We start from the raw sequence: 23254 nt of genomic DNA, 5'->3' as shown, positions 1-23254 counted from the left end.
TATACCAACCACGTCGACGAATGCTGGAATGTCACTCGTAAGGGCGAAGACGGGAAACGTTATGCCTCCGGAATATCTTGATACGCGGCAATTGGAGGCTTTCGTGGCCGTGATGTCCATCGGCAGTATGACGGGTGCTGCCAAGGCGCTTGGAAAATCCCAGCCGGTGGTGACGAGGCTCATTCAGGAACTGGAGCAGGAACTGGGTTTTCCGGTGCTGCATCGCAATGGACCGCGGATCGCCCCGACCGAACAGGGGGTCGCCTTTTTCTCTCAGGCAGAGCTGTTCCTCAGCGGGCTGCGCACCATCAGCGAAAGGGCCCGGCAGATCGAGACTGCTCCGGCGAAGGCGGTGGAACTTGCATCGATTCCGGCGATCGCCGCGAGTGTGATCCCGCTTGCGTTGCAGGAGTTGCCAAAGGAACTCTTTCCCGAACACGTCCATGTGCAAAGCATCGCTTCGGAGAATGTCGTCCAGGCGGTTCTGGCGCGGACGGCCGATGTGGGCGTCGCCAGCCTGCCGCTCGACAATCCGGGTATCGACGTCCACTGGATCGGGGAGGTGCCATGCGTGGCCATCGTGGCCGCTGGCGACGAACTGGCGGGGAAGGATATGCTGCAACCGGCCGATCTGCACGGCCGCCGGCTGATCGCCTCGGCAAATCCGTACCGGCTGCGGATGCGGATTGATCGCGCATTTGCCGAGCATGGCATCGAGCCCGGCGGTGTGATCGACAGCAACGCCACCTATGTTTCGCTTTCGCTGGCGCGGGCGGGGCTTGGAGTGGCGATCGTCGAGTCGGTTACTCTGAGCGGGCTGCCGATCAAGGACGTCTCCGTCATTCCCCTGAGCTTCCATGTCCCGTTCCATTGGGGCGTGATCACGGCGACGGGACTTCCGCTGTCGGCGACCGTCCGGCGATTGATCGATGCGATCGAGCACCAGGCATCGAAGCTGACCAGATTTATCAAGCACGACAGCCTGCCGAGCATATAGGCGTGATGATGGCTGTCGCCAGACGGTGACATTTAGCCTTGAAACGAACGCGAGCTGCTTGGGCGTAACCAGTATGGCTGCGCCGGGCACGTCCGCTTGAACGCGTCAAGCGATCCACGGAGGCCTTCGAAAGCAGGGCTGACGCTCGAACATCGAATCCCGAAAGCACATTTTTTAGGCGGGATCTTCTATTGCCTCAAACCTTATTATGCATTAAACGAATTGACATAGATCAATGCTGCAATTTGCGCATTATGGGTTGGCGATGGAAATCAAGCAGCTCGAAGTCTTTCTGGCGGTCATGTCGGCGGGCAGCATCACCGCCGCGGCGCGCCTTCTGGATCGCTCGCAATCCCAGGTGACACGGCTTGTCCAGGAACTGGAGGCTTCGGTCGGGTTTCCGCTCTTCGAACGGAATGGCCCGCGCATCACACCCACGTCCAAGGCGATTGCCTTCCATGCCGATGCTGAACGTTTCCTGACCGGGATCGGCCAGCTCCAGGAGCGGGCGAAGACAATCGCGTCCACAGAGCTAGGCCCCATCGAGATCGCCGCGATCCCGGCGTTTGCGAGCGGTCTCCTTCCGCTGGCGCTGGCCGAAATGCCGGAAAGCCTGCTTCCACGGAACATCCATCTGCGCAGCATTTCGGCCGAGGCTGCGGTCCAGTCCGTGCTTGCCCGCACGGCTGATCTCTGTGTCGCATCCCTGCCGGTCGAGCATCCCGGTCTTGAAGTGCATGGCCTCTTCCAATCGCCCTGCGTGGCGGCGGTCGCGGTGGATGATCCTCTGGCCGCCAAGCCGACGATTTCCATGGATGATTTCGCCGATCGCTGCCTGATCACCATGGCGAACCCCTTTCGCCTGCGCCGCCGCGTCAACCAGGCGCTTGAGGTTGCCGGTGTCCGGCCATCGCGCATCGTGGACACCAATGCTGCGCTCAATGCGTTGCAGCTCGCGTCGACCGGCTTCGGCATCGCGATCGTCGAGCCCGCCACCGCCTATGGCGTCGAGCTGAAGAATGTCGAAATCCGCCCCCTGGACATGAACGTCCCGTTTCTCTGGGGGATTTTCTCGGCGGCTTCCAGGCCGCTTCCGGATGGCGTCCTTGAGCTCATCCAGTTGATCATCAGGATTTCAGCCGCCCGCATGCCCGGTTTCATCGCGCATGATCCGGGTCATATCGAACGCGTTGCCGATGCCACGTTCGGCGCCGGCCAGCATGCACAGGAGCATTGATCTTGAACGTCCAAGCCAAGCAGCCGGCGACGGGTCTGGCAGGTCTCGAAAGCAGACTGGCCGACGACCTTTCGCTCCTCGAGCTTCCTCCCAAGGAGTGGGTGCCGGCGACCGAATATGACGGCAAGCGTGTCTATGACGCCGTCGTCATCGGCGCCGGCATGTGCGGGCTCGTGGCGGCCGCATCGCTGAAGATGCTCGGTATCCACAACGTCGTCTGCCTTGACCGGGCTCCGCAGGGGCTCGAAGGGCCATGGGTTACATTCGCCCGCATGGAGACGCTCCGCTCGCCCAAGCAACTGACGGGCCCGGCCCTCGGCCTGCCGTCACTGACCTTTCGCGCCTGGTATGTGGCGCAGTTCGGCCAGGACACCTGGGAGGCGCTTGGCAAAATCCCGAAAGAACAATGGATGGACTACCTGGTCTGGTATCGCAAGGTGCTCGACCTGCCGGTTCGAAACCGCGTCGCCGTCACCGGCATGACGCCGGTCAATGACGACCTGATCGCGCTTGATGCGACCGACTTCGCAAGCGGAAAGGATGAGCGGCTCTACGCACGGCATGTCGTGCTTGCAACCGGCCGCGACGGTCTCGGCCGCGGCTACGTGCCGGACTTCGCGCACCATGTGGACCGCAGGTTCTGGGCGCATTCGGCCGATGACATCGACTTTGCTGCCCTGAAGGGAAAGCGCGTCGCCGTGATCGGTGCCGGGGCCTCGGCCATGGACAATGCTGCGACCGCCCTCGAAGCAGGGGCCGCCGGCGTCGACATGATCATCCGCCGCAAGGAGATGCCGCGTATCAACAAGTTCACCGGCATTTCCAGCCAGGGCGTCGTGCAGGGCTTTGCGGGCTTGAGCGACGATTGGAAGTGGAAGTTCATGGACTATGTGCTGGGCGCCCAGACGCCGCCGCCGCGGGATTCCACGCTCCGGGTCTCCCGTCATCCGAACGGCCGTTTCTTTCTGGCGACCGGGTTGACCGGCCTGCGTGAAAAGGGCGACGGGGTGATTGTCGAGACCAGCCGTGGCGACCTGGAATACGACTTCGTGATCTTCGCGACAGGCTTCCGGGTGGATCTCGATGAGCGGCCGGAACTTCACCATTTCGCGCCCTTCATCCGGTTCTGGCAGGACACCTATGCGCCCGCCGAGGGCATGGAGAACGGCGAGCTCGCGACTTCGCCCTATCTCGGTCCCGATTTCGAATTCCTGGAAAAGGTACCGGGAAGCTGCCCGTCGCTGCGCCTCGTTCATTGCTTCAACTATCCGGCATCGCTCAGCCACGGCAAGCTGTCGGGCGATATCCCGGCCGTCAGTGATGGCGGACGCCGGCTGGCGCGCGGCATCGCCCGCAGCCTCTTCGTCGCGGACCGCGAGGTCCACTTCGCCAACCTGGTGGCGTACGAGACGCCGGAATTGCTTGGCGACGAGTGGACCGATTCCGCCGCGATGCTCGACGATCTCGAAAAGGGTGCAGCGGAATGAGAGACACGGTTCTTGCCGCTGCGGGGCCTTGCCCATGAACCGCTACCTGGCAGTCAAGCTCGGAGAAGCGCTGCTCGCCATCTGGGGCGTAGTGACCATCGTGTTCTTCGTCAGCCGCGTGCTGGGCGACCCCGCGGTGCTGCTGCTTCCGGTTGGAGCCGACCAGCAGGAGATCGACGCGCTGCGGGTCTCCCTCGGCCTCGATCGGCCGATCCTCGAACAATATGCCCTGTCCATGTTCGCGATGCTGCGTGGAGATTTCGGCATCTCCTTCCAGCATACTCGTCCCGCGATGGACGTGGTTCTCGAACGCATGCCGGCGACCATCGAGCTTGCCGGGACCGCATTGCTGTTCGGTACGCTGATCGGCGGCGCCGCCGGTGCAGTTGCAGCCTTGAAGCGCGGCACCATCTCCGAATTCATCGTCATGATCGCCGCTCTGCTGGGGCAGGCGACACCCGTTTTCTGGCTCGGCATCATGCTGATCCTCGTCTTTTCGGTCGATCTCGGCTGGCTGCCGACCGGCGGCTCGGGCACGATCGCCCATCTGGTCCTGCCGGGACTGACGCTCGCGGTGTTCGTCTCCGCCTCCATTGCCCGGCTTTTGCGGTCGTCGCTGCTCGACATCATGCGCGAGGATTACGTTCGCACGGCCCGCGCCAAGGGCCTCCTGCCGCGCACGGTATTCTTCTGGCATATCGCCCGCAACGCGCTGATCCCTGTGGTCACCATGATCGGCATCATCGCCGGCGAGTTGCTCGGCGGTTCGGTGGTCATCGAGACGGTGTTTGCCTGGCCGGGCGTCGGACGCATCATCATGCAGGCGATCCAGGCCCAGGATTTCCCGGTCATTCAGGCGGGTGTCGCTCTTGTCGCCGCTATCTTCATCCTCATCAATCTGCTGGTCGACCTGCTCTACGGCGTGCTCGATCCGCGCATCAGCCGGCAATAAGGGGGGCGTTCATGAAGTCCTTCTTCCTCGCCCTCCTGAAAAGCCGCGCCGGGCTGTTCGGCTTTGTTCTCGTCGTGGTCTTCGTTCTGGCCGCGCTGCTTGCGCCCTATCTCGGTCTGCCGGTCCCGACGCGCTCGAACCTCGTCGCCCGCATGGCGGCACCCACCTGGACGGGGCTTTTTTCGCCGGGCGCCCATCCGCTCGGCACCGACGAGCTCGGCCGCGACATCCTCTCGCGCATCGTCTACGGGAGCCGGGTGACGCTGACGATCGCAACGGCCGCCGTCGTTCTCGGCGGTATCGTCGGCACGCTTCTCGGCATTGTCGCCGGCTATTATCGCGGCATGGTCGACCGGGTGCTGATGCGCATCGTCGACATCCAGCTGGCGCTGCCTCTGATGCTGCTCGCGCTTCTGGTGATCGCGGCGCTGGGGCCGTCCACCACCAACCTCGTCGTCGTGCTCGCGCTGACGAGCTGGCTGCGCTACGCGCGCATCATCCGCGGCCAGGTTCTGGCACTGCGGGAGAGGGAATTCATCCTTTCCGCGCATGCGATTGGGGCAGGGACCTGGCGCATCATGATCAAGCATCTCCTGCCGAACGTCCTGACGCCGGCGCTCGTGATCGCGACCCTGGAGCTCGCCCGCATCATCATCATGGATGCGGCGCTGTCCTTCCTCGGCCTCGGCGTCCAGCCGCCGAACCCGAGCTGGGGCCGCATGCTGGCCGATGGCCGCGTCTACATCTCGACGGCCTGGTGGATCGTCACCTTCCCGGGCGTCGCGATCCTTTTGACCGTGCTCAGCGTCAACCTCTTGGGGGATTGGCTGCGCGACTATTTCGATCCGAAATTGAGGACCATGCGATGAACAAGATATCCCCATCCAGCCTGCCGCCCCGCGTCGGACGCCTCAAGGCGGGCATGGCGAAACAGGACGTCGATGTCATCATTTCCTTCAAGCCGGAAAACAGCTTCTATTTCACCGGCTTCAACCCGATCATCTATTCGCATCCGGTGATCGCGATCCTCACGCGCGACCATGATCCGATCATGCTCGTGCATGCGCTGCGCGACGACCACGGCCGGGCGAGCGCCTGGGTGCCGGACATCCGCCTTTATGGCGCATGGTCCACCAAGGTGACGATGGGGCCGAACTGGCAGGATGCGCTCGCCTCCATCCTCGGCGACCTCGGCGTTGCCGCAAAGACGGTCGGGATCGAGGAGGAGTTCGTCTCGATCCAGCGGCTCGGCCAGCTTCGCAAGGCCTTGCCGGACGCGACATTCACCGATGTCAGCCATCTCATCGACCATTGCCGGCTGATCAAGGATCCGGACGAGATCGCCCAGGCGCGCATCGCCGCGAAGATCGCCGATCTCGGCATGGATACTGCTGTAGAAACGCTGGCGGCAGGCGGAACGGAGCGGGACGTCGCCGTCGCCTCGATGCACGCGATGAACAGGCTCTGGGCGGAAAATTATCCCGATGTGGAAGTCTGCGATTTTGGCTCCCTGGAGGGCGGCGTTCAGAACGGCCTCTGGACCTGGGTGCTCTCCGGCCCGCGCATGTTCTTCAATTGCGACAACCCCACCCAGCGCAAGCCGCAGCGCGGCGAGGCGGTCTCTGTTCTCATCTGGACGATCGCCAACGGGATCCATGCGGAAAACGAGCGGACAGTGGCCATGGGCCCGCTGCCGGAGGTCAACAGGCGGGCGCTCGACGCCATCCTCGAAATCCGCGAAGAGGTCGACGCGATCATCAGGCCCGGCACACCCTACAGGGACCTGTTCGAGAAGACCCGTGAGGGCCTGAAAAAGCGCGGCTATGGCGCCAATATTCCCGGCCGCATCGGCCACGGCATCGGGCTCGGCGCCCATGAGCATTCCTCGCTCGACGCCAATTCTCCGTTGGTGCTGGAGCCGGGCATGATCTTCACCTTCGAGCCCAATATCCGTGTGCCCGGCGTTTGCGCCACACAGATTTCCGACACGGTTCTCATGACCGAAACCGGCCGCGAATACCTGACCCGCTCCGCTGGCGGCTACCTGGAGGTCTGAGCGTCCGATGGCTCCGCTGCTCGAGGTCCGCAATCTTACCGTCGCGTTCGACACGCCGTCCGGCACGGTGCATGCCGTCAACGACGTGTCCTATATCCTTGAAGAGGGCGAGACCCTCGGCATCGTCGGTGAATCCGGTTCGGGCAAGAGCGTGCATGCGCTTTCGATGGTCGGGCTGATCGCCACCCCGCCGGGCCGCATCGTCAGCGGCGAGGTGATGTTTAACGGCCGCGACCTGCTGAAGCTCTCTCAGCGTGAGCTTTTCGAGGTGCGCGGCAAGGAGATCGGCTTCGTCTTCCAGGACCCGATGACCTCGCTCAACCCGGTGCTGACGATCGAGCGGCAGATTGCCGAGCCGCTGCGCCGGCACTTCGGCATGTCGACGAGCCAGGCACGGGCGCGGGTGATCGAACTTCTCGAACTGGTCGGCATTCCCGATGCCGCCCGCCGTGCCCGGCAGTATCCGCATGAATTTTCTGGCGGCATGCGCCAGCGAGTGATGATCGCCATCGGCATCTCTTGCAATCCGAAGCTGCTGATCGCCGACGAGGCAACGACGGCGCTCGACGTCACCGTGCAGGCGCAGATCCTCGATCTCGTCCGCGACTTGAAACGCAAGATCGGCACGACCGTCATCTGGATCACCCACGACATGGGCGTGGTCGCCGGACTGGCCGATACGGTGCAGGTCATGTATGGCGGCCGCATCATGGAGCGTGGCCCGGTCCGCTCCGTTTTCCACGATCCGCGCAGCGCCTACACCTGGGGTCTCCTGAAATCGCTGCCACATGGCGGCCGGCGCGGTATCAACCGGCTCTACCAGATTCCCGGCAATCCACCTGATCTGACGAAGGAGCCGGTCGGCGATCCTTTCGCGCCGCGCAATCCCTTCGCCACGGAGCGGTGCAGATTGGAAACGCCGCCGCTTGTCGATGCTGCCGACAGCACTCCCGGCCATCGGGTGGCGGCCTGGTACGACCTGAGTGCCGAGCTTGCGCGCATGGAGGCACAGGCATGACCGAGCTTCACGCCACCCCTCTCGTTTCCGTCAACCGGCTTTGCAAGACCTATGGTGGCGAAGGGGGGCTGTTTGGGTCCCGGACGGTCGCGCTCAAGGCCGTCAACAATGTCAGCTTCGACATTGCGGCCGGCGAGACGCTCGGCCTCGTCGGCGAATCCGGCTCGGGCAAGAGCACGACCGGACGCGTGCTGCTGCAGCTCGAGGCGCCAACCAGCGGCGACATCCTCTTCAAGGACAAGAACATCACCGGCCTGTCGAAGACGATGCTCAAGCCCTACCGGCGCGACATGCAGATCATCTTCCAGGATCCCTATGCCTCGCTCAATCCGCGCATGACGGTCGGTGAATTCGTCGCCGAACCGCTCGACGTGCACGGGCTTGCCGGGACGCGGTCGGAGCGGCAGGACCGGGTCGCATCGCTCTTCAAGAAGGTCGGCCTCGACCCCTCGTTCATGAAGCGCTATCCGCACGAGTTTTCCGGCGGGCAGAGGCAGCGCGTCAACATCGCCCGGGCGATTGCGCTCAATCCGGCCTTCATCGTCGCGGACGAGCCGATCACCGCGCTCGACGTGTCGATCCAGGCGCAGATCGTCAACCTGTTCCAGGACCTGCAGGACGAGCTGGGGCTGACCTACCTCTTCATCGCCCACGATCTTTCGATGATCCGCTACCTCTGCCATCGGGTCGCGGTGATGCTGCGCGGCCGTATCGTCGAGATCGGCCCCTGCGAGGCGATCTTCGAGAACCCGCAGCATCCCTATACGAAGGCGCTCCTTTCGGCGATCCCGGTTCCCGACCCGGATATCGAGCGCAATCGCCGACCCATCGCTTTTGATGTCAATGCCAACCTGCCGCCCGAGGAAGCCTCGCTACGGGCGGTCGGGGATCGGCACTTCGTCCTCGGAGGTTAGCGCCATGCACCTGTTCGCGACCCATTTCGGAACCTATGAGGTCGGCTGTGACGCGAACGGGAAACCGCGGCTCCTGCCTTTCCGGCATGATCCCGATCCCTCGGAAATAGGGCTTGGCTATCTCGATCTTGCCGATCATCCCGAGCGCATCCGTGCGCCCATGGTTCGGCGCTCCTGGTTGGAAAATGGCCCGCTGGCCGGCACGGGCGTCGGTCGGGGCAGGGAGGGATTCGTCGCGGTGGGCTGGGACGAAGTCACAGGCCTGATCGCCGATGAATTGAGGCGTGTTCGCTCCACCCACGGGAACCAGGCGATCTTCGGCGGCTCCTACGGCTGGGCGAGCGCTGGCCGTTTCCATCATGCGCAAAGCCAGCTCAAGCGGCTTCTCAATCTCGCCGGCGGCTTCACCTCCTCGGTCAACAGCTATTCCTACGGTGCGGCCGGTGTACTGCTGCCGCATATTCTGGGGAGCGAGTACAAGGACGCCTGCGATACATCGCCCTCCTGGAGCGACATTTTGGAGAACTGTGAATTGCTCGTCGGCTTCGGCGGCTTCCGGCTGACCAATGCGCAGGTCGAGGCGGGCGGCACCGGCAGCCATCGCGCGGTCGAATGGCTGCGCCGCTGCCAGGAAAGGGGCGTTCGCATCGTCGTATTCAGCCCGGCGGCAAGCGATGCGCCCTTGGGCCCGAATGTCCGGCACGTCCCGATCCGCCCGAACACGGACGCGGCCGTCATGCTCGGCATGTGCCACAGGCTGTTGACCGAGGGATTGTTCGATTGCGAGTTCCTGAAGCGCTGCACCACGGGCTTCGGAGAGTTCGAAAGCTGTCTGGTCGGGGAGGGGGACGGCATTGCCAAGGACGCGGCCTGGGCGTCGGCAATCTCCGGCGTGCCGGCCGAGACGATCATCGAAATCGCCGAAGACCTGCACGACCATCGCAGCCTGATCAACGTTGCCTGGTCGCTGCAGCGCGCCCGTTTCGGCGAACAGCCGTTCTGGGCGGCGATCACGCTTGCTTCCATGGCCGGCCATGTGGGCAGGAAGGGCTGCGGTTTTGCCTTCGGCCTGACCGCTGTCAATGCCGTGGGCCAGCCGGTGCGCCGGCTGAAGGGGCCGGCATTCGAGCAGGGGCGCAATCCGGTGAGCCATTTCATACCGGTCGCGCGCACAACCGAGCTTCTTGAAAATCCGGGCGGTCGGATCGACTACGACGGCCAGGCCCTCGAACTGCCCGATATCCGGCTCGTCTGGTGGGCGGGCGGCAATCCGTTCCATCATCACCAGGACCTCAACCGCCTTGCGGAAGCCTTCCGGCGCCCGGAAACGGTGATCGTCACCGAGAACATGTGGACTGCGACGGCGAAGATGGCGGATATCGTGCTTCCCTCGGCCTTTCCATTCGAGCGTGATGACGTCGCAGCCTCTTCGCGAGACAACTGGCTGGTCTACAGCCGGCGCGTCATGGAACCGCCGGAAGGGGTGCTTACGGATCACGAGGCCTATTGCCTGATCGCCGACAGGCTTGGCTGCCGCGAAGCGTTTGATGAAAACCGCTGCGTCGACGACTGGCTGGCTCATATCTATGAAGGTTATCGGGAACGCTATCCCGAACTGCCCGACTTCCAGTCCTTCCGCCTGCGGGGCTTTGCGGCCCTTGACGAAGGGGAGGAGGCGCCGGCGCCCGCCGATCATTTCCGGCGGTTCGCGAAGGACCCCGAAAGTGCGCCGTTGAAGACGCCGAGCGGCCGCATCGAGATCGCCTCCGGCACGATCGGCAAATTCGGCTATCCCGATATCGGCTTGCATCCCGCCTGGAGGGAGCCGGAGGAATGGCTCGGCGCGCCGCTTGCGTCAAAACACCGGTTCCATCTTCTTTCGCCACAGCCTGCGCACCGCCTGCATGGACAGCTTGAATATGGTCCCGCCAGCCAAAGCGCCAAGTTGCGGGGGTACGAACGGTTCACGTTGAGCGCCGTGGATGCAAAGGGGCTCGCCGTCGAGGATGGCGATCTTTGCGAACTCTACAACGACCGGGGTCGTACGATCGCAGCCGTGACGATCGATGCGGATCTGATGCCAGGTGTGGCCGTGCTGCCGACCGGCGGCTGGTTCCGCCCGGATAGCGACGGGATCGATCATGGCGGCAATCCGAATACGCTGACGCCGATCACGGCCGCTTCCCGCCTGTCTCAGGCGACCGCACCGAATTCCTGCCTGGTTTCGATCCGCGCATGGCGCGGGCCGGCACCGGAACAACAGCATGAGGACTGAATGCATGGATCAGATTGATATCCTGTCAGGGATAAAGCCGGGTTCCGAACTGTACCGGATCCGCCGCGAGCGGCCGGACTATGTGGAAGGGACGGAACTGTGCCGTCAGACGGTGCTGGAGCCCAACCATGGATTCGACATCGGCCACGCGATGCGCGCAGCGCTTGCCGCCCGCATGGCGCGGCTGATCGGCCGGAATGATCTGGCGCGGACCTATGACCTGATGCTGGAGGAGGCCGGCAGCGACGAGACGCTGGCGGCGATCGCCTCTGCTGTCGAACTTCCGACGGGTGCGGATATCTTCACACAGGCGCTTGTCCGCCATGCCGATCTCGTCACCAAAACGCCGCGTAACAACACCAGGGCCGATATCGAGCGTCTCGAAGCCGCCGGACTTTCGAACCCGCAGATCATCGCGCTCTCGGAACTGATCGCTTTCGTCAATTTCGAGGCCCGGGTGATCGTCGGCCTGGAAGCGTTGGAGCGGGTGGCATGAGTGCGTCGCGTTTCAAGGTCAAGGCGCTCGCCTGGGCGCCCTATATCGAGCCGGTCGATGTGGCGACCGCCACGGAGGACCAGCTTGCGGCCATGCAGGTGACGCCTTCCAACACCAAGGTGTCGCCCTATGTGCGCACGCTCGCGCACGACCCGGAATCCTATGTGGCACGGACGAAGCTCTTCAATGCCATCATGTATGCCAAGGGGGGACTCGATCGGGCCGAACGGGAACTCGGCGCGCTGGTCGCGTCCGCCGTCAACCGCTGCGTCTATTGTGCCTCCGTTCATGCACGCCGCTACGTGGAGCTTTCCGACCGTTCCGACGTGGTCGAGGAAATCTACATGCGAGGCCTCAACGGTCCGTTCGAGCCGAAGATCCACGCGATCGTCGATTTCTGCAGGACGCTGTCGGAGACGCCCTCGCATGTCGGCCAGGATCAGGTGCAGACGCTGCGCGACCACGGCTTGTCGAAAGCCGAGATCGTCGACCTTATCCATTCCGCAGCGATCTTCGGCTGGGCCAACCGCCTGATGCACACGCTTGGCCATTCCACGCCGGTTGACGGCCGATAACATGAACAAGGAGAACACCATGAACGCCATATCGACCGAGAATGCCCCAGCCGCGATAGGGCCTTATTCGCAGGCTGTCCGACATGGAGATTTGCTGTTCGTCTCGGGGCAGCTTCCGATCGATCCGTCGACCGGCAATTTCAATTCCGACGATGCCGTCGAGCAGATGAAGCAATGCCTGAAGAACATTGCTGCGATAGCCGAAGCGGCCGGCACTGATCTGTCGAAGACGATCAAGACCACGATCCTGCTGACCGATCTTTCCGGTTTCGCGGCGATCAACGAAGCCTACGGGGCGGCGTTCTCCGCGCCCTATCCGGCGCGCGCCACCTTCGAGGTCTCGGCCCTGCCGAAGGGCGCCAAGGTTGAGGTCGAAGCCGTCATCGCCATTCCTGCAAAGGCCTGACCCATGTCGGATACGCAATCCTGCCCGTCCTGCCCGCCGGTGATGCGGTTGCCCGAAAGCGAGGATCGCGACTGGGCGCGGCACGCGATCGGGATATTGCAGGGCGACGGCCGCCGCTCGGCCGACACCCATTTGGTCAACCCGGTCTTCAAGGGGTTGAAGAGCATCTCGATCTACCTGAAGGACGAGTCGACCCATCCGACCGGCAGCCTGAAGCACCGGCTTGCCCGTTCGCTCTTCCTCTACGGCATCTGCAACGGCCGGATCCGGAAGGGCACGACGCTGGTGGAAGCCTCGTCCGGCTCGACCGCGGTCAGCGAGGCCTATTTCGCGCATCTTCTGGACCTGCCCTTCATCGCGGTGATGCCGCGCTCGACGAGCAGCCAGAAGATCGAGGCGATCGAGCGCTTCGGCGGGCGCTGCCATTTCGTCGAAAGCCCCGGCGAGGTCTATCACGTCGCCCAGCGCCTGGCTGAGGAGGCTAAGGGCTATTATCTCGACCAGTTCACCTATGCGGAGCGGGCGACCGACTGGCGCGGCAACAACAACATCGCCGAAAGTATCTTCGAGCAGATGCAGGCGGAGCGCCATCCGCATCCGGCCTGGGTGGTGATGAGTGCCGGCACCGGCGGCACCTCAGCGACGATCGGGCGCTACATCCGCTACCGGAATTTCCCGACGAGGCTCTGCGTCGTGGATGTCGAATATTCCGCCTTCTACGATGCGTATTGCTCCGGCGACGTGAACGTTACCTGCGAGAGGCCCTCGCGCATCGAGGGGATCGGACGGCCGCGGGTCGAACCGTCCTTCATTCCGGGCGTCATCGACCACATGATCAAGATCCCGGATGCGGCGTCGATTGCGGCCATGCACGTCCTGTCGGAGCGGCTGTTCCGGCGGGTTGGCGGTTCGACCGGCACCAATTTCTTCGGGCTGTGCTGGATTGCGGGCTGCATGATGGCGGCCGGGGAGGAGGGCTCGCTGGTCTCGCTGATCTGCGACAGCGGTGACCGTTACACTTCCACCTACTACAACCCCGACTGGCTGAGGGAAAACGGCATCGACATCGAGCCGCACAGGCAGATGATCGAGACCTTCCTCGATACGGGCAAGTTCGATCCGCTTATTCTCAAGGATACGCGATAGAGGAAAGTCCGTTCCTTGCGGATGCACATAACGGCATGAAAAAGAAAGACATTCGAGAAACCAGAAGGAGACGGAACATGGACAGGAAAATGATATCTGCGGCGATTGCCGCCTTTTCGCTGAGCGCCCTGATGTCGACCACGGCGCTGGCCGAGGGCAAGACGCTGACGATCGGCATTACCAATACGATCAACACTTTCGATCCGCATATGACGGCATCGGTCGGCACCGACCTGAGCCTGCTCAGCCATATCTATCCGTCGCTCGTGCTGCGCGCGCCGGACATGAAGATCGTGCCCTCGCTGGCCACCGAATGGAAGAGCGTTGACGACCTGACCTGGCGGATCACGCTGCGGTCGGACGCTACGTTCAACGACGGAGAGAAGATCGATGCGGAAGCGGTGAAGTGGAATTTCGACCGCGTCCGCGACCCGGCGCTCAACGCCCGCATCAAGGCGTGGTTTGCGCTGATCTCCGACGTCAAGGTCATCAGCCCGACGGAGCTGGAGATCAAGACGAGCGCGCCCTATCCGGCGATGATCGAGCAGCTCTCGATGTTCTTCCTGCTTCCGCCGAAATGGGCGGCGGAGCACAAGCCGGCAACCGAGGCGGCGTCGGGCGGTCCTTACGTGCTGAGTTCCGTCAAGCCGGGCGAAAGCTTCACGCTCAATGCCAATCCGCAATACTGGGGCGATAAGCCTGATTTCGATCAGGTTGTCATCCGTGTCATCCCCGAACCGGCGAGCCGCGTCGCGGCCCTTCTTGCCGGTGAAGTCGACTTCGTGAACTCGATCCCCACCACCGAAATCCAGCGCATCAAGGACAATGGCAGCGCCCAGGCCGGCGCCGTGCCGAGCACGCGCACCGTGTTCATCAAGTTCAACACGACAAAGCCGCCGCTCGACAACAGGCTGTTCCGGCAGGCCCTCAATTACGCCGTCGACAAGGAAGGCATCGTCAAGGCCATCTTCGATGAACAGGCCGAGATCGCCCGTTGCGAAGTGATGTCGAAGACCTATTTCGGCTTCAACCCGGACCTGAAACCTTATCCCTATGATCCGGACAAGGCGGCCGAACTGCTGGAGCAGGCAGGCGGCGCCCCTTCCGAACCGATCGAGTTCGATGTTCCGAGCGGAACCTATCTCAACGGCGGGGAGGTGGTGCAGGCCGTCGCAAGCCAGCTTGAGGAGATCGGCGTCAAGACAAAGATCGTCGAGATGCAGTTCAGCGCCTACATGGACAAGTATCTGAAGACGAAGGATCTTGCCCCCTTGAGCCTGCTCAGCCAGGCTTGGCCGACGATCGATGCCGACGGTCTCCTGACCTTGTTCGCGCCGGGCAACATGTACGCCTATTGGGATAATGCAGATTTCGGCAAGGCGCTGGCGGACGGCCGTTCGACCATGGACAAGTCCAAGCGCCAGGAGGCCTACAAGAAGGCGACCGAGGTAATGTGCGATGAAGCGCCTGCGCTTTTCCTCTACACGCAGCCGGCAACCTTTGGGCTTTCCAAGCGCATTACCTGGACGCCGCGCGGCGACGATTGGGTCCGCGCCTTCGACATGAAGCCCGCCAACTGATGATCCGGCATCCCGCGCTTGCACGGCGCGGGATGCCTTCCTGCCAGATCGAGGACAATCCATGCCGACAGTGACCCTGAACAACGCCACCTTCGTTTACGACGATATCGGTGATCCGGATGCGGAAGCCATCATCGCACTTCATGGCGGACGCGGCATCGGCGATCGGCGCGGCGAATTCAACGCCTACAAGCCGCTGTCGGACAACTACCGCCTGATTGCCTACGACCAGCGCGGATGCGGCGAGACCAGCCTGACGCCGCCCTATACGTTCGAGCAATTGGCAGATGACGTCGAAGCCTTTCGCGTGAACCTGTGCGGCGGCCGCAAGATCATCCTGGAGGGAGGTTCTTTCGGCGGCATGATCGCGCTGACCTATGCCGTCAAATATGGGCACAACCTGTCCCGGCTGATCCTGCGCGGCACGGCGGCGAGCTATCATCACGAGGACGACGCTATGGTGGTGTTCAAGGAGCGCCTCCACAAGGCGACGAGCGCCTCGCTTTCGATGCTCGACAAGATGTTTTCCGACAAGGTGAAGGACGATACGGAGCTTCGTCTCATCTGGCTCGCTCTGCAGCCGCTCTATTATGAGAAGTTCGATCCGGATGCCGCGCTGGAACGGACCCGCACCATGCACCTGCATGCGGAAACTCATAATGCGCTCTTCAAGGAACGGCTCTACGACCTGCGTGATCGCCTCAAGGACATCCCTGTGCCGACGCTGGTTATCTGCGGTGCGGAAGACTGGATCTGCCCTCCCAACCATTCCCGGTTGATCGCCGAGCGGACCCCCAGGGGCGAGCTTCTCGAAGTGCCGGGGGCGAACCATGCGGTGCATGCTGAAGCAAATGGCGTTGTCGTTGCGGCAATACGGGAGTTTCTGGAACGGACCGCAGCCTGAAGGGGCAGGTTTGATGGCCTCCCATCCATGGTGCGAAGCGGCGAGGGGCGGTATCGCCGCCAGCTGCGATCTTACTCAGGATCGCCCACATCATGTCAGCTGAGAGACGACGGAGTTAAACTGGACAGAAGCGAGCTTCGCACCGCTCTTGTCGATATTCCATTGACTTCATCCATATATCGAGTAATCTGGATATATGGAACAGGAAAAAGCCATTCTCGCCCTTGCGGCGCTGGCCCAGCCGACGCGGCTTCAGGCCTTCAATCTGCTCGTTCAGCACGAACCGCTCGGGATTCCTGCCGGCGACGTCGCGAAAATGCTGGCCGTGCCGCAGAACACCATGTCCTCGCATCTGAGTGTCCTTGCCCGTGCCGGCCTCATCCATGCCGAGCGAAGGAGCCGGTTGATGGTCTACAGGGCCGACATCGCCGCGCTGCGCGATCTGACCTTGTACCTTGTCAAGGACTGCTGCGGCGGCAGGGCTGAACTCTGCGAACCGCTGATTGCCGAACTTTCCCCCTGTTGCCCTCCGCAGAAGGTGTCATCATGACCAAGACCACATTCAACGTGCTTTTCCTTTGCACCGGAAACTCCGCCCGTTCGATCATCGCTGAAAGCATCCTGAAGAAGGATGGTGCGGGAAAGTTCAACGCGTACTCGGCCGGAAGCTATCCGAAGGGGCAGGTTCACCCGCTCGCAATCGAGACGCTTCAGGGGCATGGCTATCCGACCGAAGGCCTTCGCTCCAAGAGCTGGGATGAATTCGCAGTCCCCGGTGCGCCGGAACTCGATTTCGTCTTCACCGTCTGCGACAACGCTGCGGGCGAGGCGTGCCCGGCATGGCCTGGCCAGCCGATGACCGCCCATTGGGGGCTGGAAGATCCTGCCGCCCTGGAAGGGACGGATGCGGAAAAGCGCGTCGCCTTCGGCCAGACCCTCCGTTACATGAAGCTCCGCATCGCAGCCTTTGCCGCGCTTCCGGTCGAGAGCCTGGAGCGCATGAGCCTGACCACGAAGCTCCGCGAGATCGGCCAGATGGAAGGCTCCACGTCGAAGAGGGCTGACGTCGCATGACCGAACCGATCGACATCGTCATCTATCACAATCCTGATTGCGGGACGTCACGAAACACACTCGCAATGATCCGGAACGCCGGCATCGAACCGCACGTCGTCGAATATCTGAAGACGCCGCCGAGCCGGGCATTGCTGATGCAATTGATCGCGCGAATGGATATCCCTGTCCGGGATCTTCTGCGCGAAAAGGGCACACCTTATGCCGAGCTGGGGCTCCAGGATGAAACCCTGACCGACGAACAACTCCTCGACGCGATGATGGAGCATCCCATCCTGATCAACCGCCCGATCGTGGTATCGCCGATGGGTGTCAAGCTCTGCCGTCCTTCGGAAGTCGTGCTGGACATTCTTCCGATGCCTCAAAAAGGGGCGTTCGCCAAGGAGGATGGCGAAGCCGTCGTCGACGCGGAAGGCCGCAGGGTTTCCTGACCCGGCTCCCGCCGCCGTCACCCCGAACTTTTCAGAAAGAGGCTTTGCCATGCAGCCCGCTCGCCCTACGATACGTCTTTCGTTCCTCGACCGCTATCTGACGGTCTGGATATTCGCCGCCATGGCTCTCGGGCTGATCCTCGGCACGGTTTTCGAAGGCCTGCCGGCCTGGCTGAACAGCATGTCCATGGGCACGACCAATATTCCGATCGCGATCGGCCTCATCCTGATGATGTATCCGCCGCTCGCGAAGGTTCGCTACGAGGAACTGCATCAGATCTTTGCCGACAAGCGGATCCTCCTTCTTTCCCTCGTCCAGAACTGGATCATCGGTCCGGTGCTCATGTTCATTCTGGCCGTCGTCTTCCTGCGCGGCTACCCGGAATACATGACCGGACTGATCCTGATCGGTCTTGCGCGCTGCATTGCCATGGTGCTCGTCTGGAACCAGCTCGCGCGCGGCGACAACCAGTATGTCGCGGGTCTGGTCGCCTTTAACTCTATCTTCCAGATCCTGTTCTTCAGCGTCTACGCGTGGTTCTTCCTCTCTTTCCTTCCGCCATTGTTCGGGCTGGAGGGCAGCGTCATCGACGTCTCGTTCTGGACGATCGCAGAAGCCGTCCTCATCTATCTCGGCATCCCGTTCCTGGCGGGCTACCTGTCGAGACGCATCCTGACAGCTGTCAGGGGCAGGGAGTGGTACGAGAAGGCGTTCCTTCCGAAGATCAGCCCGATCACGCTGGCCGCGCTTCTTTTCACGATCGTTGCGATGTTCAGCCTGAAAGGCGGCGACGTCGTCCGGCTGCCGTTCGACGTCGCGCTGATCGCCATCCCGCTGACCATCTATTTTCTGGTCATGTTCACGGTCAGCTTCTTCATGGCGAAGACGATCAATACGGATTATCCGCGGACCACCGCAGTCGCATTCACCGCAGCCGGAAACAACTTCGAACTGGCGATCGCCGTCGCCATCGCGGCCTTCGGTCTCGCGTCGCCGGTGGCCTTCGCCGCTGTCATCGGTCCATTGGTGGAAGTGCCGGTCCTGATCATCCTCGTTCAGTTCGCGCTGTGGATGGGCAGGCGCTACTACGGCTCTCAGATGGATCGTGTCCCCGCCGAGTGACATCGTGGCATTCAGGCGGGACCTCTGCAGTCGATTGACAAGGGCCGGCAAAATTCTCACCATCCCGACATGCCGTGCCGACAATGTGAACTTATCAAATACGCGACCAGTTCCTCGCCTTTTGCAAACCTAGCAGGACCGTTCATCTACGTACTGTTTTCCGAATGCGTGGCCCGCAAGGCTCATGCTCTCGACCCTGCGGCATATGTCTTCAAACTCGGGTTCTCCGGTGGCGGGCAGGACCGGTTTCGTTCTCTGATCGAGGGATGGCGCTACAAGGGCGGGAGCACTGCACCGCTTGGCAACTGCAGGAACTGGGTGTCTATCGGCGTCTGGAAGATGAAGACGGCTGAGGCATTCGAGCGCAAGTTCATCAAGGTCGCAGTCGAGCGCCACCGGATTCTCCAACCTCACGTCTATCTTGATGGGGAAAGACCGATCGAACAGTCCCGCTCCAATGGCGAGACCGAAATCTACTGGTTCAACGACCAGGATTTCGTGGACCTGCCGCTCTATCAGGACCGGGTATGCACCGAGGAGCGGGGAAATTTCGCCGCGCTCCAAGGCATGTTCGATGCCATCAGGGAGCGCGGCGACAAATTTAGGGCGGAACTGGCCGTCCCGAAGAAATAGGCTTCTGCTATTTCACCTTTCCGACGCCGGAATAGGTGAAGCCGTGAGCTTCGACTTCCGGCCGACGATAGACATTGCGCAGGTCGACAAGGATCGGGGTCTTCATGACGGACTTGAGGCGCTCAAGGTCGAGCGCGCGCAATTCGTTCCATTCGGTGACGAGAACCGTGACATCGGCGCCTTCGGCGGCCTGATACGGACCGCTCGCAAACTCGATCTCCATGAGCTGTTTGGCGTTTTCCATGCCTTCAGGATCGTAGCCGGAGACGATCGCGCCCGCATCCTTGAGCGTCTGCACGACGGCGATTGCCGGGCTGTCGCGCATGTCGTCCGTATTGGGCTTGAAGGTCAGTCCCAGCACGGCCACCTTCTTGCCCCGAACGTCGCCGCCGGCAGCGGCGATCACCTTGCGGCCCATGGCGCGCTTGCGGTTGTCGTTGATGGCAATCGTCGTTTCGATCAGGCGGACAGGGCTGTCATAGTCCTGCGCGGTCTTGGCAAGCGCCAGCGTATCCTTCGGGAAGCATGAGCCGCCATAGCCCGGGCCAGCATGCAGGAACTTCGAGCCGATGCGGCCGTCGAGGCCGATGCCGCGGGAGACATCCTGCACGTCGGCGCCGACACGCTCGCAGAGATCCGCCATCTCGTTGATGAAGGTGATCTTCATCGCCAGGAACCCGTTCGCGGCATATTTGATGAGTTCCGAGGTGCGGCGGCTGGTGAAGAGGAGCGGCGACTGGTTGAGGTAGAGCGGCCGGTAGACTTCCGTCATCACCCCACGGGCGCGCTCGTCGGAAAGGCCGACGACGATACGGTCCGGGCGCTTGAAATCCTCGATGGCGGCCCCTTCGCGCAGGAATTCCGGATTGGAGACGACGGCGAAATCCGCATCCGGATTGGTTTCCCGGATGATCCGTTCGACCTCGTCGCCGGTGCCGACCGGTACTGTGGATTTCGTGACAACCACGGTGAAACCCCTCATCGCTGCAGCGATTTCGCGCGCTGCGGCATAGACGTAACCAAGGTCGGCATGGCCGTCGCCGCGGCGGGACGGGGTACCGACCGCGATGAAGACGACGTCGGCGTCGGCGACTGCCTGACCGAGATCGGTGGTGAAGGAAAGGCGCCCCGCCTTGACGTTCGATTCGACCAGCGCGTCCAATCCGGGCTCGAAGATCGGGATGACGCCTTTCTTCAGCGCCTCGATTTTTTCCACGGCTTTGTCGACGCAAACCACATCATGTCCGAAGTCCGCAAAGCAGGCTCCCGAAACCAGGCCGACATAACCCGAACCAACCATCACAATACGCATTTGCAATCCTCATCACGGTCGAGCAGAACATCTGCCCTGATTTTAAGCTTTTCCTACCGCATCCAGCTTTTATTGCAACGCATCATTCAGAGCAGGATTAATTCCACTTGGATTCCTGCCGATCAACTGAAACTGCATTTGCCGGCGCAGCGACGTCCTTGGCCGGACATCGACCGGCTATATGACTTTGATATGAAAGCCTTCGACGGGTTGTTCATAAGCGTGACCGGCTAGCAGGGGTTCTGACGTCTGCCCCAGGCGATGAAATCGGGATTGGCAAAATCCGCCATGCCGGGTTGTCCGGTCTTGCCGTAGCGGAGCGGTTCTCCATTAAGGTCCAGGGTCGATCCGCCGGCTGCACGCAGCACCGCATCGCCGGCCGCCGTATCCCATTCCATGGTTCGTCCAAAGCGGGGATAAAGATCGGCAGCCCCTTCCGCAAGCAGGCAGAATTTCAGTGAAGAGCCGATAGAGCGGATATCCGATGCGCCGGACTGCTTGAGGAAAGTCTCTGTTTCGACGGAACCGTGGGAGCGGCTCGCGACGCAGACCGGGGGCGTTTCGACGGGCCGGGCCGAAATCCGCTGTCGGCTGCTGGTCAGGTCATCGCCGACGATGAGTTTCATGGCGCTCCCATGTCCGCCGAGATAGGCGACATGCAGAGCGGGAGCATAAACCACTCCGAGCACAGGCTTGCCTTCTTCGATGAGGGCGATGTTGACGGTGAAATCCTTGTGTCTGTTGATGAATTCCTTTGTCCCATCAAGCGGATCGACCAGGATGAAGGAGCGCCCTTCGATCGAAGGCACGCGACCTGCGGCCACTGATTCCTCCGCGATCACCGGAATGTCGGGACAATCCCTGGCGAGTTCGGCGAGGATGATCCTCTCGGCTTCCTCGTCCGCCTCGGTGACCGGCGAGCGATCGGCCTTGTAACGAGTATCCGGTCCCGCCCTGTAGATATCCAGGATGGCCTTTCCCGCAAGAAACGCGGCTCTTTCGAACGTAGCCAGCATGGACATCACGACGCCCTCGAAGCGTTTGAACCATTCACGGACAGTCGGACGAGGTGCTGGCGTGTGGCATAAAGGGCGATCGCCGCCGCATTGGAGACGTTGAGCGATTTGATTGCGCCGGGCATGTCGAGCCTAGCGAGCGCCGACACGGTCTCGCGGGTCTTCTGGCGCAATCCCTTGCCTTCCGAGCCGAGCACGAGTGCAATACGGTCACCGACAAACGTGTCTTCAAGCGGAGCGGGGCCCTCCGAATCGAGCCCGATCGTCCGGAAGCCGAGCTGGTGCAGCGCGCCGATCGCATCGGCGAGGTTGGTCACCTGTATATAAGGTATGAGTTCGAGCGCGCCGGACGCCGATTTGGCGAGGACACCGGATTCGGTCGGGCTATGTCTCTGGGTGGTGATCACCGCGCCGGCACCGAAGGCCACCGCCGAACGCATGATCGCGCCGACGTTGTGCGGGTCGGTCACCTGGTCGAGAACGAGAAGCAGCGGGCTATCCTTCAGTGCCTCCAGCCTGCGAAGCGGCAAAGGCCGGGTTTCCAGCATGACGCCCTGATGGATGGCCTCCGGGCCAAGCACCCCGTCGATATCCTGCGGCGAGACGAATTCGACCGGGAAGGGAAGGGCGGGCGCTTCGCCGATGTCGAGACGAGCGAACGCGTTCTGTGTTACCGACAGCTTGATCAACTCACGCTCGGGGTTGTCGAGCGCGGCGCGCACGGTATGCAGGCCGTAAAGAAAGACCTGATCCGGCTGAAGCTGTGGCGGCTTCCAGTCCTTGTTGGATTTCTGCCGCCTCTGCGGCGGCATCGGGATTTCGCCGCGGTCGCGCTTGGCGTCGCGCACGGCGCGCCTCAGCGTGGCATAATGGCTGTCGCGGCCGGATTTGTCTTGTTTGCTGTCCTTGCTCATGGCGCTTTATAGCGACGCCGATCCGTTCGGCAAAGCCCCCGCGTGGTCGAGGTCCCTGTGCATAGCGGTCGTTTTTTTCGTCATTTTTCCAAAAACCTCGTGTTGACAGACGGGAGCGGGGCAGTCATATACGCGGCGCAGATCGCGGGGCACCGAAAGCACCTCGATCTGACGAGCTTGGTCAGTAGATCCAGACGGAAAACTGGAGGGATGCCCGAGTGGTTAAAGGGGACGGACTGTAAATCCGTTGGCTCAGCCTACGTTGGTTCAAATCCAACTCCCTCCACCATTCTGTCGCCGGATCGGACCACCCCGCGGGTATAGCTCAATGGTAGAGCAGCAGCCTTCCAAGCTGAATACGCGGGTTCGATTCCCGCTACCCGCTCCATATCTTCTCCGATGCATCCCTTTAAGTGCGGTTGTTTTGTCGGACCATGACGCCCGCTTTCCCGGGCGGCAATATCGATTGTCATGTGGCGTCCTGAATGACGTTGCGGTATCGCCAGCTCCTGAGGCAGTTCTGCGGGGATTTTTCGTGTTCCCCTTGTCCGGCCGCGCGTCGCAATTATGTCTTGCGCATTCTTATGGAAAGCCTTAAACGGCGACACCAAACCCGGGCGCCGGGTCCACCTCTTATGTTCACAGGAAGCATTCAATGGCAAAGAGCAAGTTTGAGCGGAATAAGCCGCACGTCAACATTGGCACGAT

Annotated in this window: 23 protein-coding genes and 2 tRNA genes; 22 read left to right on the top strand and 3 right to left on the bottom strand. The window is 62.1% G+C overall.

Annotation, left to right across the window (positions count from 1 at the left end; all coding sequences use genetic code 11):
• Positions 1 to 28 precede the first annotated feature (28 nt).
• The 20 genes from JL39_RS11255 (at position 29) to JL39_RS11160 (ending at position 19304) form a co-directional block, all read left to right on the top strand.
• On the top strand, positions 29 to 997 hold the full coding sequence (locus tag JL39_RS11255) for a LysR family transcriptional regulator (protein WP_348270563.1): 969 nt from the start codon (positions 29 to 31) through the stop codon (positions 995 to 997).
• 265 nt (positions 998 to 1262) lie between these two features.
• A complete protein-coding gene (locus tag JL39_RS11250) occupies positions 1263 to 2234 on the top strand; it encodes a LysR family transcriptional regulator (RefSeq protein ID WP_200883941.1) in 972 nt (323 codons plus the stop codon).
• Positions 2235 to 2236: 2 nt separating this feature from the next.
• Positions 2237 to 3721, top strand: coding sequence for an NAD(P)/FAD-dependent oxidoreductase (locus JL39_RS11245; protein ID WP_081952796.1), 1485 nt, complete (start codon positions 2237 to 2239; stop codon positions 3719 to 3721).
• 34 nt (positions 3722 to 3755) lie between these two features.
• Positions 3756 to 4673: an ABC transporter permease gene (locus JL39_RS11240; RefSeq protein WP_037149997.1), complete on the top strand. Its 918-nt coding sequence runs from the start codon at positions 3756 to 3758 to the stop codon at positions 4671 to 4673.
• Positions 4674 to 4684: 11 nt separating this feature from the next.
• The gene (locus tag JL39_RS11235; protein WP_037149995.1) at positions 4685 to 5542 is read left to right on the top strand and encodes an ABC transporter permease; all 858 of its coding nucleotides are present in this window, start codon (positions 4685 to 4687) and stop codon (positions 5540 to 5542) included.
• A complete protein-coding gene (locus JL39_RS11230) occupies positions 5539 to 6729 on the top strand; it encodes a Xaa-Pro peptidase family protein (protein WP_037149992.1) in 1191 nt (396 codons plus the stop codon). The genes JL39_RS11235 and JL39_RS11230 overlap by 4 nt, the downstream gene beginning before the upstream one ends.
• Before the next feature lie 7 nt (positions 6730 to 6736).
• The gene (locus JL39_RS11225; RefSeq protein WP_037149990.1) at positions 6737 to 7747 is read left to right on the top strand and encodes an ABC transporter ATP-binding protein; all 1011 of its coding nucleotides are present in this window, start codon (positions 6737 to 6739) and stop codon (positions 7745 to 7747) included.
• On the top strand, positions 7744 to 8661 hold the full coding sequence (locus JL39_RS11220) for an oligopeptide/dipeptide ABC transporter ATP-binding protein (protein ID WP_037149988.1): 918 nt from the start codon (positions 7744 to 7746) through the stop codon (positions 8659 to 8661). The genes JL39_RS11225 and JL39_RS11220 overlap by 4 nt, the downstream gene beginning before the upstream one ends.
• A gap of 4 nt (positions 8662 to 8665) precedes the next feature.
• Positions 8666 to 10936 carry a molybdopterin-dependent oxidoreductase gene (locus JL39_RS11215; protein WP_037149985.1) on the top strand — a complete coding sequence of 757 codons (2271 nt, stop codon included), beginning with the start codon at positions 8666 to 8668 and terminating at the stop codon, positions 10934 to 10936.
• Positions 10937 to 10940: 4 nt separating this feature from the next.
• A complete protein-coding gene (locus tag JL39_RS11210) occupies positions 10941 to 11432 on the top strand; it encodes a hypothetical protein (RefSeq protein WP_052182819.1) in 492 nt (163 codons plus the stop codon).
• Positions 11429 to 12007 (top strand): peroxidase-related enzyme, encoded by a 579-nt coding sequence (locus tag JL39_RS11205; protein ID WP_037149982.1) that lies wholly within the window; start codon positions 11429 to 11431, stop codon positions 12005 to 12007. Before JL39_RS11210 ends, JL39_RS11205 begins: the two co-directional genes overlap by 4 nt.
• A gap of 19 nt (positions 12008 to 12026) precedes the next feature.
• Positions 12027 to 12413, top strand: a complete 387-nt coding sequence (locus JL39_RS11200; protein ID WP_037150271.1) for a RidA family protein — start codon at positions 12027 to 12029, stop codon at positions 12411 to 12413.
• A gap of 3 nt (positions 12414 to 12416) precedes the next feature.
• On the top strand, positions 12417 to 13559 hold the full coding sequence (locus JL39_RS11195) for a PLP-dependent cysteine synthase family protein (RefSeq protein ID WP_037149979.1): 1143 nt from the start codon (positions 12417 to 12419) through the stop codon (positions 13557 to 13559).
• A gap of 77 nt (positions 13560 to 13636) precedes the next feature.
• Positions 13637 to 15139, top strand: a complete 1503-nt coding sequence (locus JL39_RS11190) for an ABC transporter substrate-binding protein (RefSeq protein WP_037149976.1) — start codon at positions 13637 to 13639, stop codon at positions 15137 to 15139.
• A 61-nt stretch (positions 15140 to 15200) separates the two neighbouring features.
• Positions 15201 to 16043, top strand: coding sequence for an alpha/beta hydrolase (locus tag JL39_RS11185; protein ID WP_037149973.1), 843 nt, complete (start codon positions 15201 to 15203; stop codon positions 16041 to 16043).
• A 196-nt stretch (positions 16044 to 16239) separates the two neighbouring features.
• The gene (locus JL39_RS11180; protein WP_037149968.1) at positions 16240 to 16593 is read left to right on the top strand and encodes a helix-turn-helix transcriptional regulator; all 354 of its coding nucleotides are present in this window, start codon (positions 16240 to 16242) and stop codon (positions 16591 to 16593) included.
• On the top strand, positions 16590 to 17117 hold the full coding sequence (locus JL39_RS11175; protein WP_037149964.1) for an arsenate reductase ArsC: 528 nt from the start codon (positions 16590 to 16592) through the stop codon (positions 17115 to 17117). Before JL39_RS11180 ends, JL39_RS11175 begins: the two co-directional genes overlap by 4 nt.
• Positions 17114 to 17548 carry an arsenate reductase (glutaredoxin) gene (gene arsC / locus JL39_RS11170; protein ID WP_037149961.1) on the top strand — a complete coding sequence of 145 codons (435 nt, stop codon included), beginning with the start codon at positions 17114 to 17116 and terminating at the stop codon, positions 17546 to 17548. The genes JL39_RS11175 and arsC overlap by 4 nt, the downstream gene beginning before the upstream one ends.
• Positions 17549 to 17597: 49 nt before the next feature.
• Positions 17598 to 18671, top strand: a complete 1074-nt coding sequence (gene arsB, locus JL39_RS11165; protein ID WP_037149959.1) for an ACR3 family arsenite efflux transporter — start codon at positions 17598 to 17600, stop codon at positions 18669 to 18671.
• A gap of 168 nt (positions 18672 to 18839) precedes the next feature.
• Positions 18840 to 19304: a hypothetical protein gene (locus JL39_RS11160; RefSeq protein WP_037149956.1), complete on the top strand. Its 465-nt coding sequence runs from the start codon at positions 18840 to 18842 to the stop codon at positions 19302 to 19304.
• 7 nt (positions 19305 to 19311) lie between these two features.
• Here JL39_RS11160 and JL39_RS11155 read toward each other — a convergent pair whose 3' ends face one another.
• The 3 genes from JL39_RS11155 to JL39_RS11145 all read right to left on the bottom strand — a co-directional run bounded on the left by JL39_RS11155 (position 19312) and on the right by JL39_RS11145 (position 22546).
• Positions 19312 to 20616, bottom strand: a complete 1305-nt coding sequence (locus JL39_RS11155) for a UDP-glucose/GDP-mannose dehydrogenase family protein (protein WP_037149953.1) — start codon at positions 20614 to 20616, stop codon at positions 19312 to 19314.
• A 230-nt stretch (positions 20617 to 20846) separates the two neighbouring features.
• The gene (cysQ, locus tag JL39_RS11150; protein ID WP_037150268.1) at positions 20847 to 21632 is read right to left on the bottom strand and encodes a 3'(2'),5'-bisphosphate nucleotidase CysQ; all 786 of its coding nucleotides are present in this window, start codon (positions 21630 to 21632) and stop codon (positions 20847 to 20849) included.
• A 5-nt stretch (positions 21633 to 21637) separates the two neighbouring features.
• The gene (locus JL39_RS11145) at positions 21638 to 22546 is read right to left on the bottom strand and encodes an RNA methyltransferase (protein ID WP_037149950.1); all 909 of its coding nucleotides are present in this window, start codon (positions 22544 to 22546) and stop codon (positions 21638 to 21640) included.
• A 204-nt stretch (positions 22547 to 22750) separates the two neighbouring features.
• On the opposite strand from JL39_RS11145, the gene JL39_RS11140 reads away from it, so the two are divergent.
• Both JL39_RS11140 and JL39_RS11135 read left to right on the top strand, forming a co-directional pair.
• Positions 22751 to 22835 (top strand) — tRNA-Tyr (locus tag JL39_RS11140).
• A 25-nt stretch (positions 22836 to 22860) separates the two neighbouring features.
• Positions 22861 to 22934 (top strand) — tRNA-Gly (locus tag JL39_RS11135).
• Positions 22935 to 23254: the final 320 nt, after the last annotated feature.

This window comes from Rhizobium sp. YS-1r (assembly GCF_000757525.1).
Classification (GTDB): domain Bacteria; phylum Pseudomonadota; class Alphaproteobacteria; order Rhizobiales; family Rhizobiaceae; genus Neorhizobium; species Neorhizobium petrolearium.
This window is presented reverse-complemented; position numbering and strand designations above follow the sequence as displayed.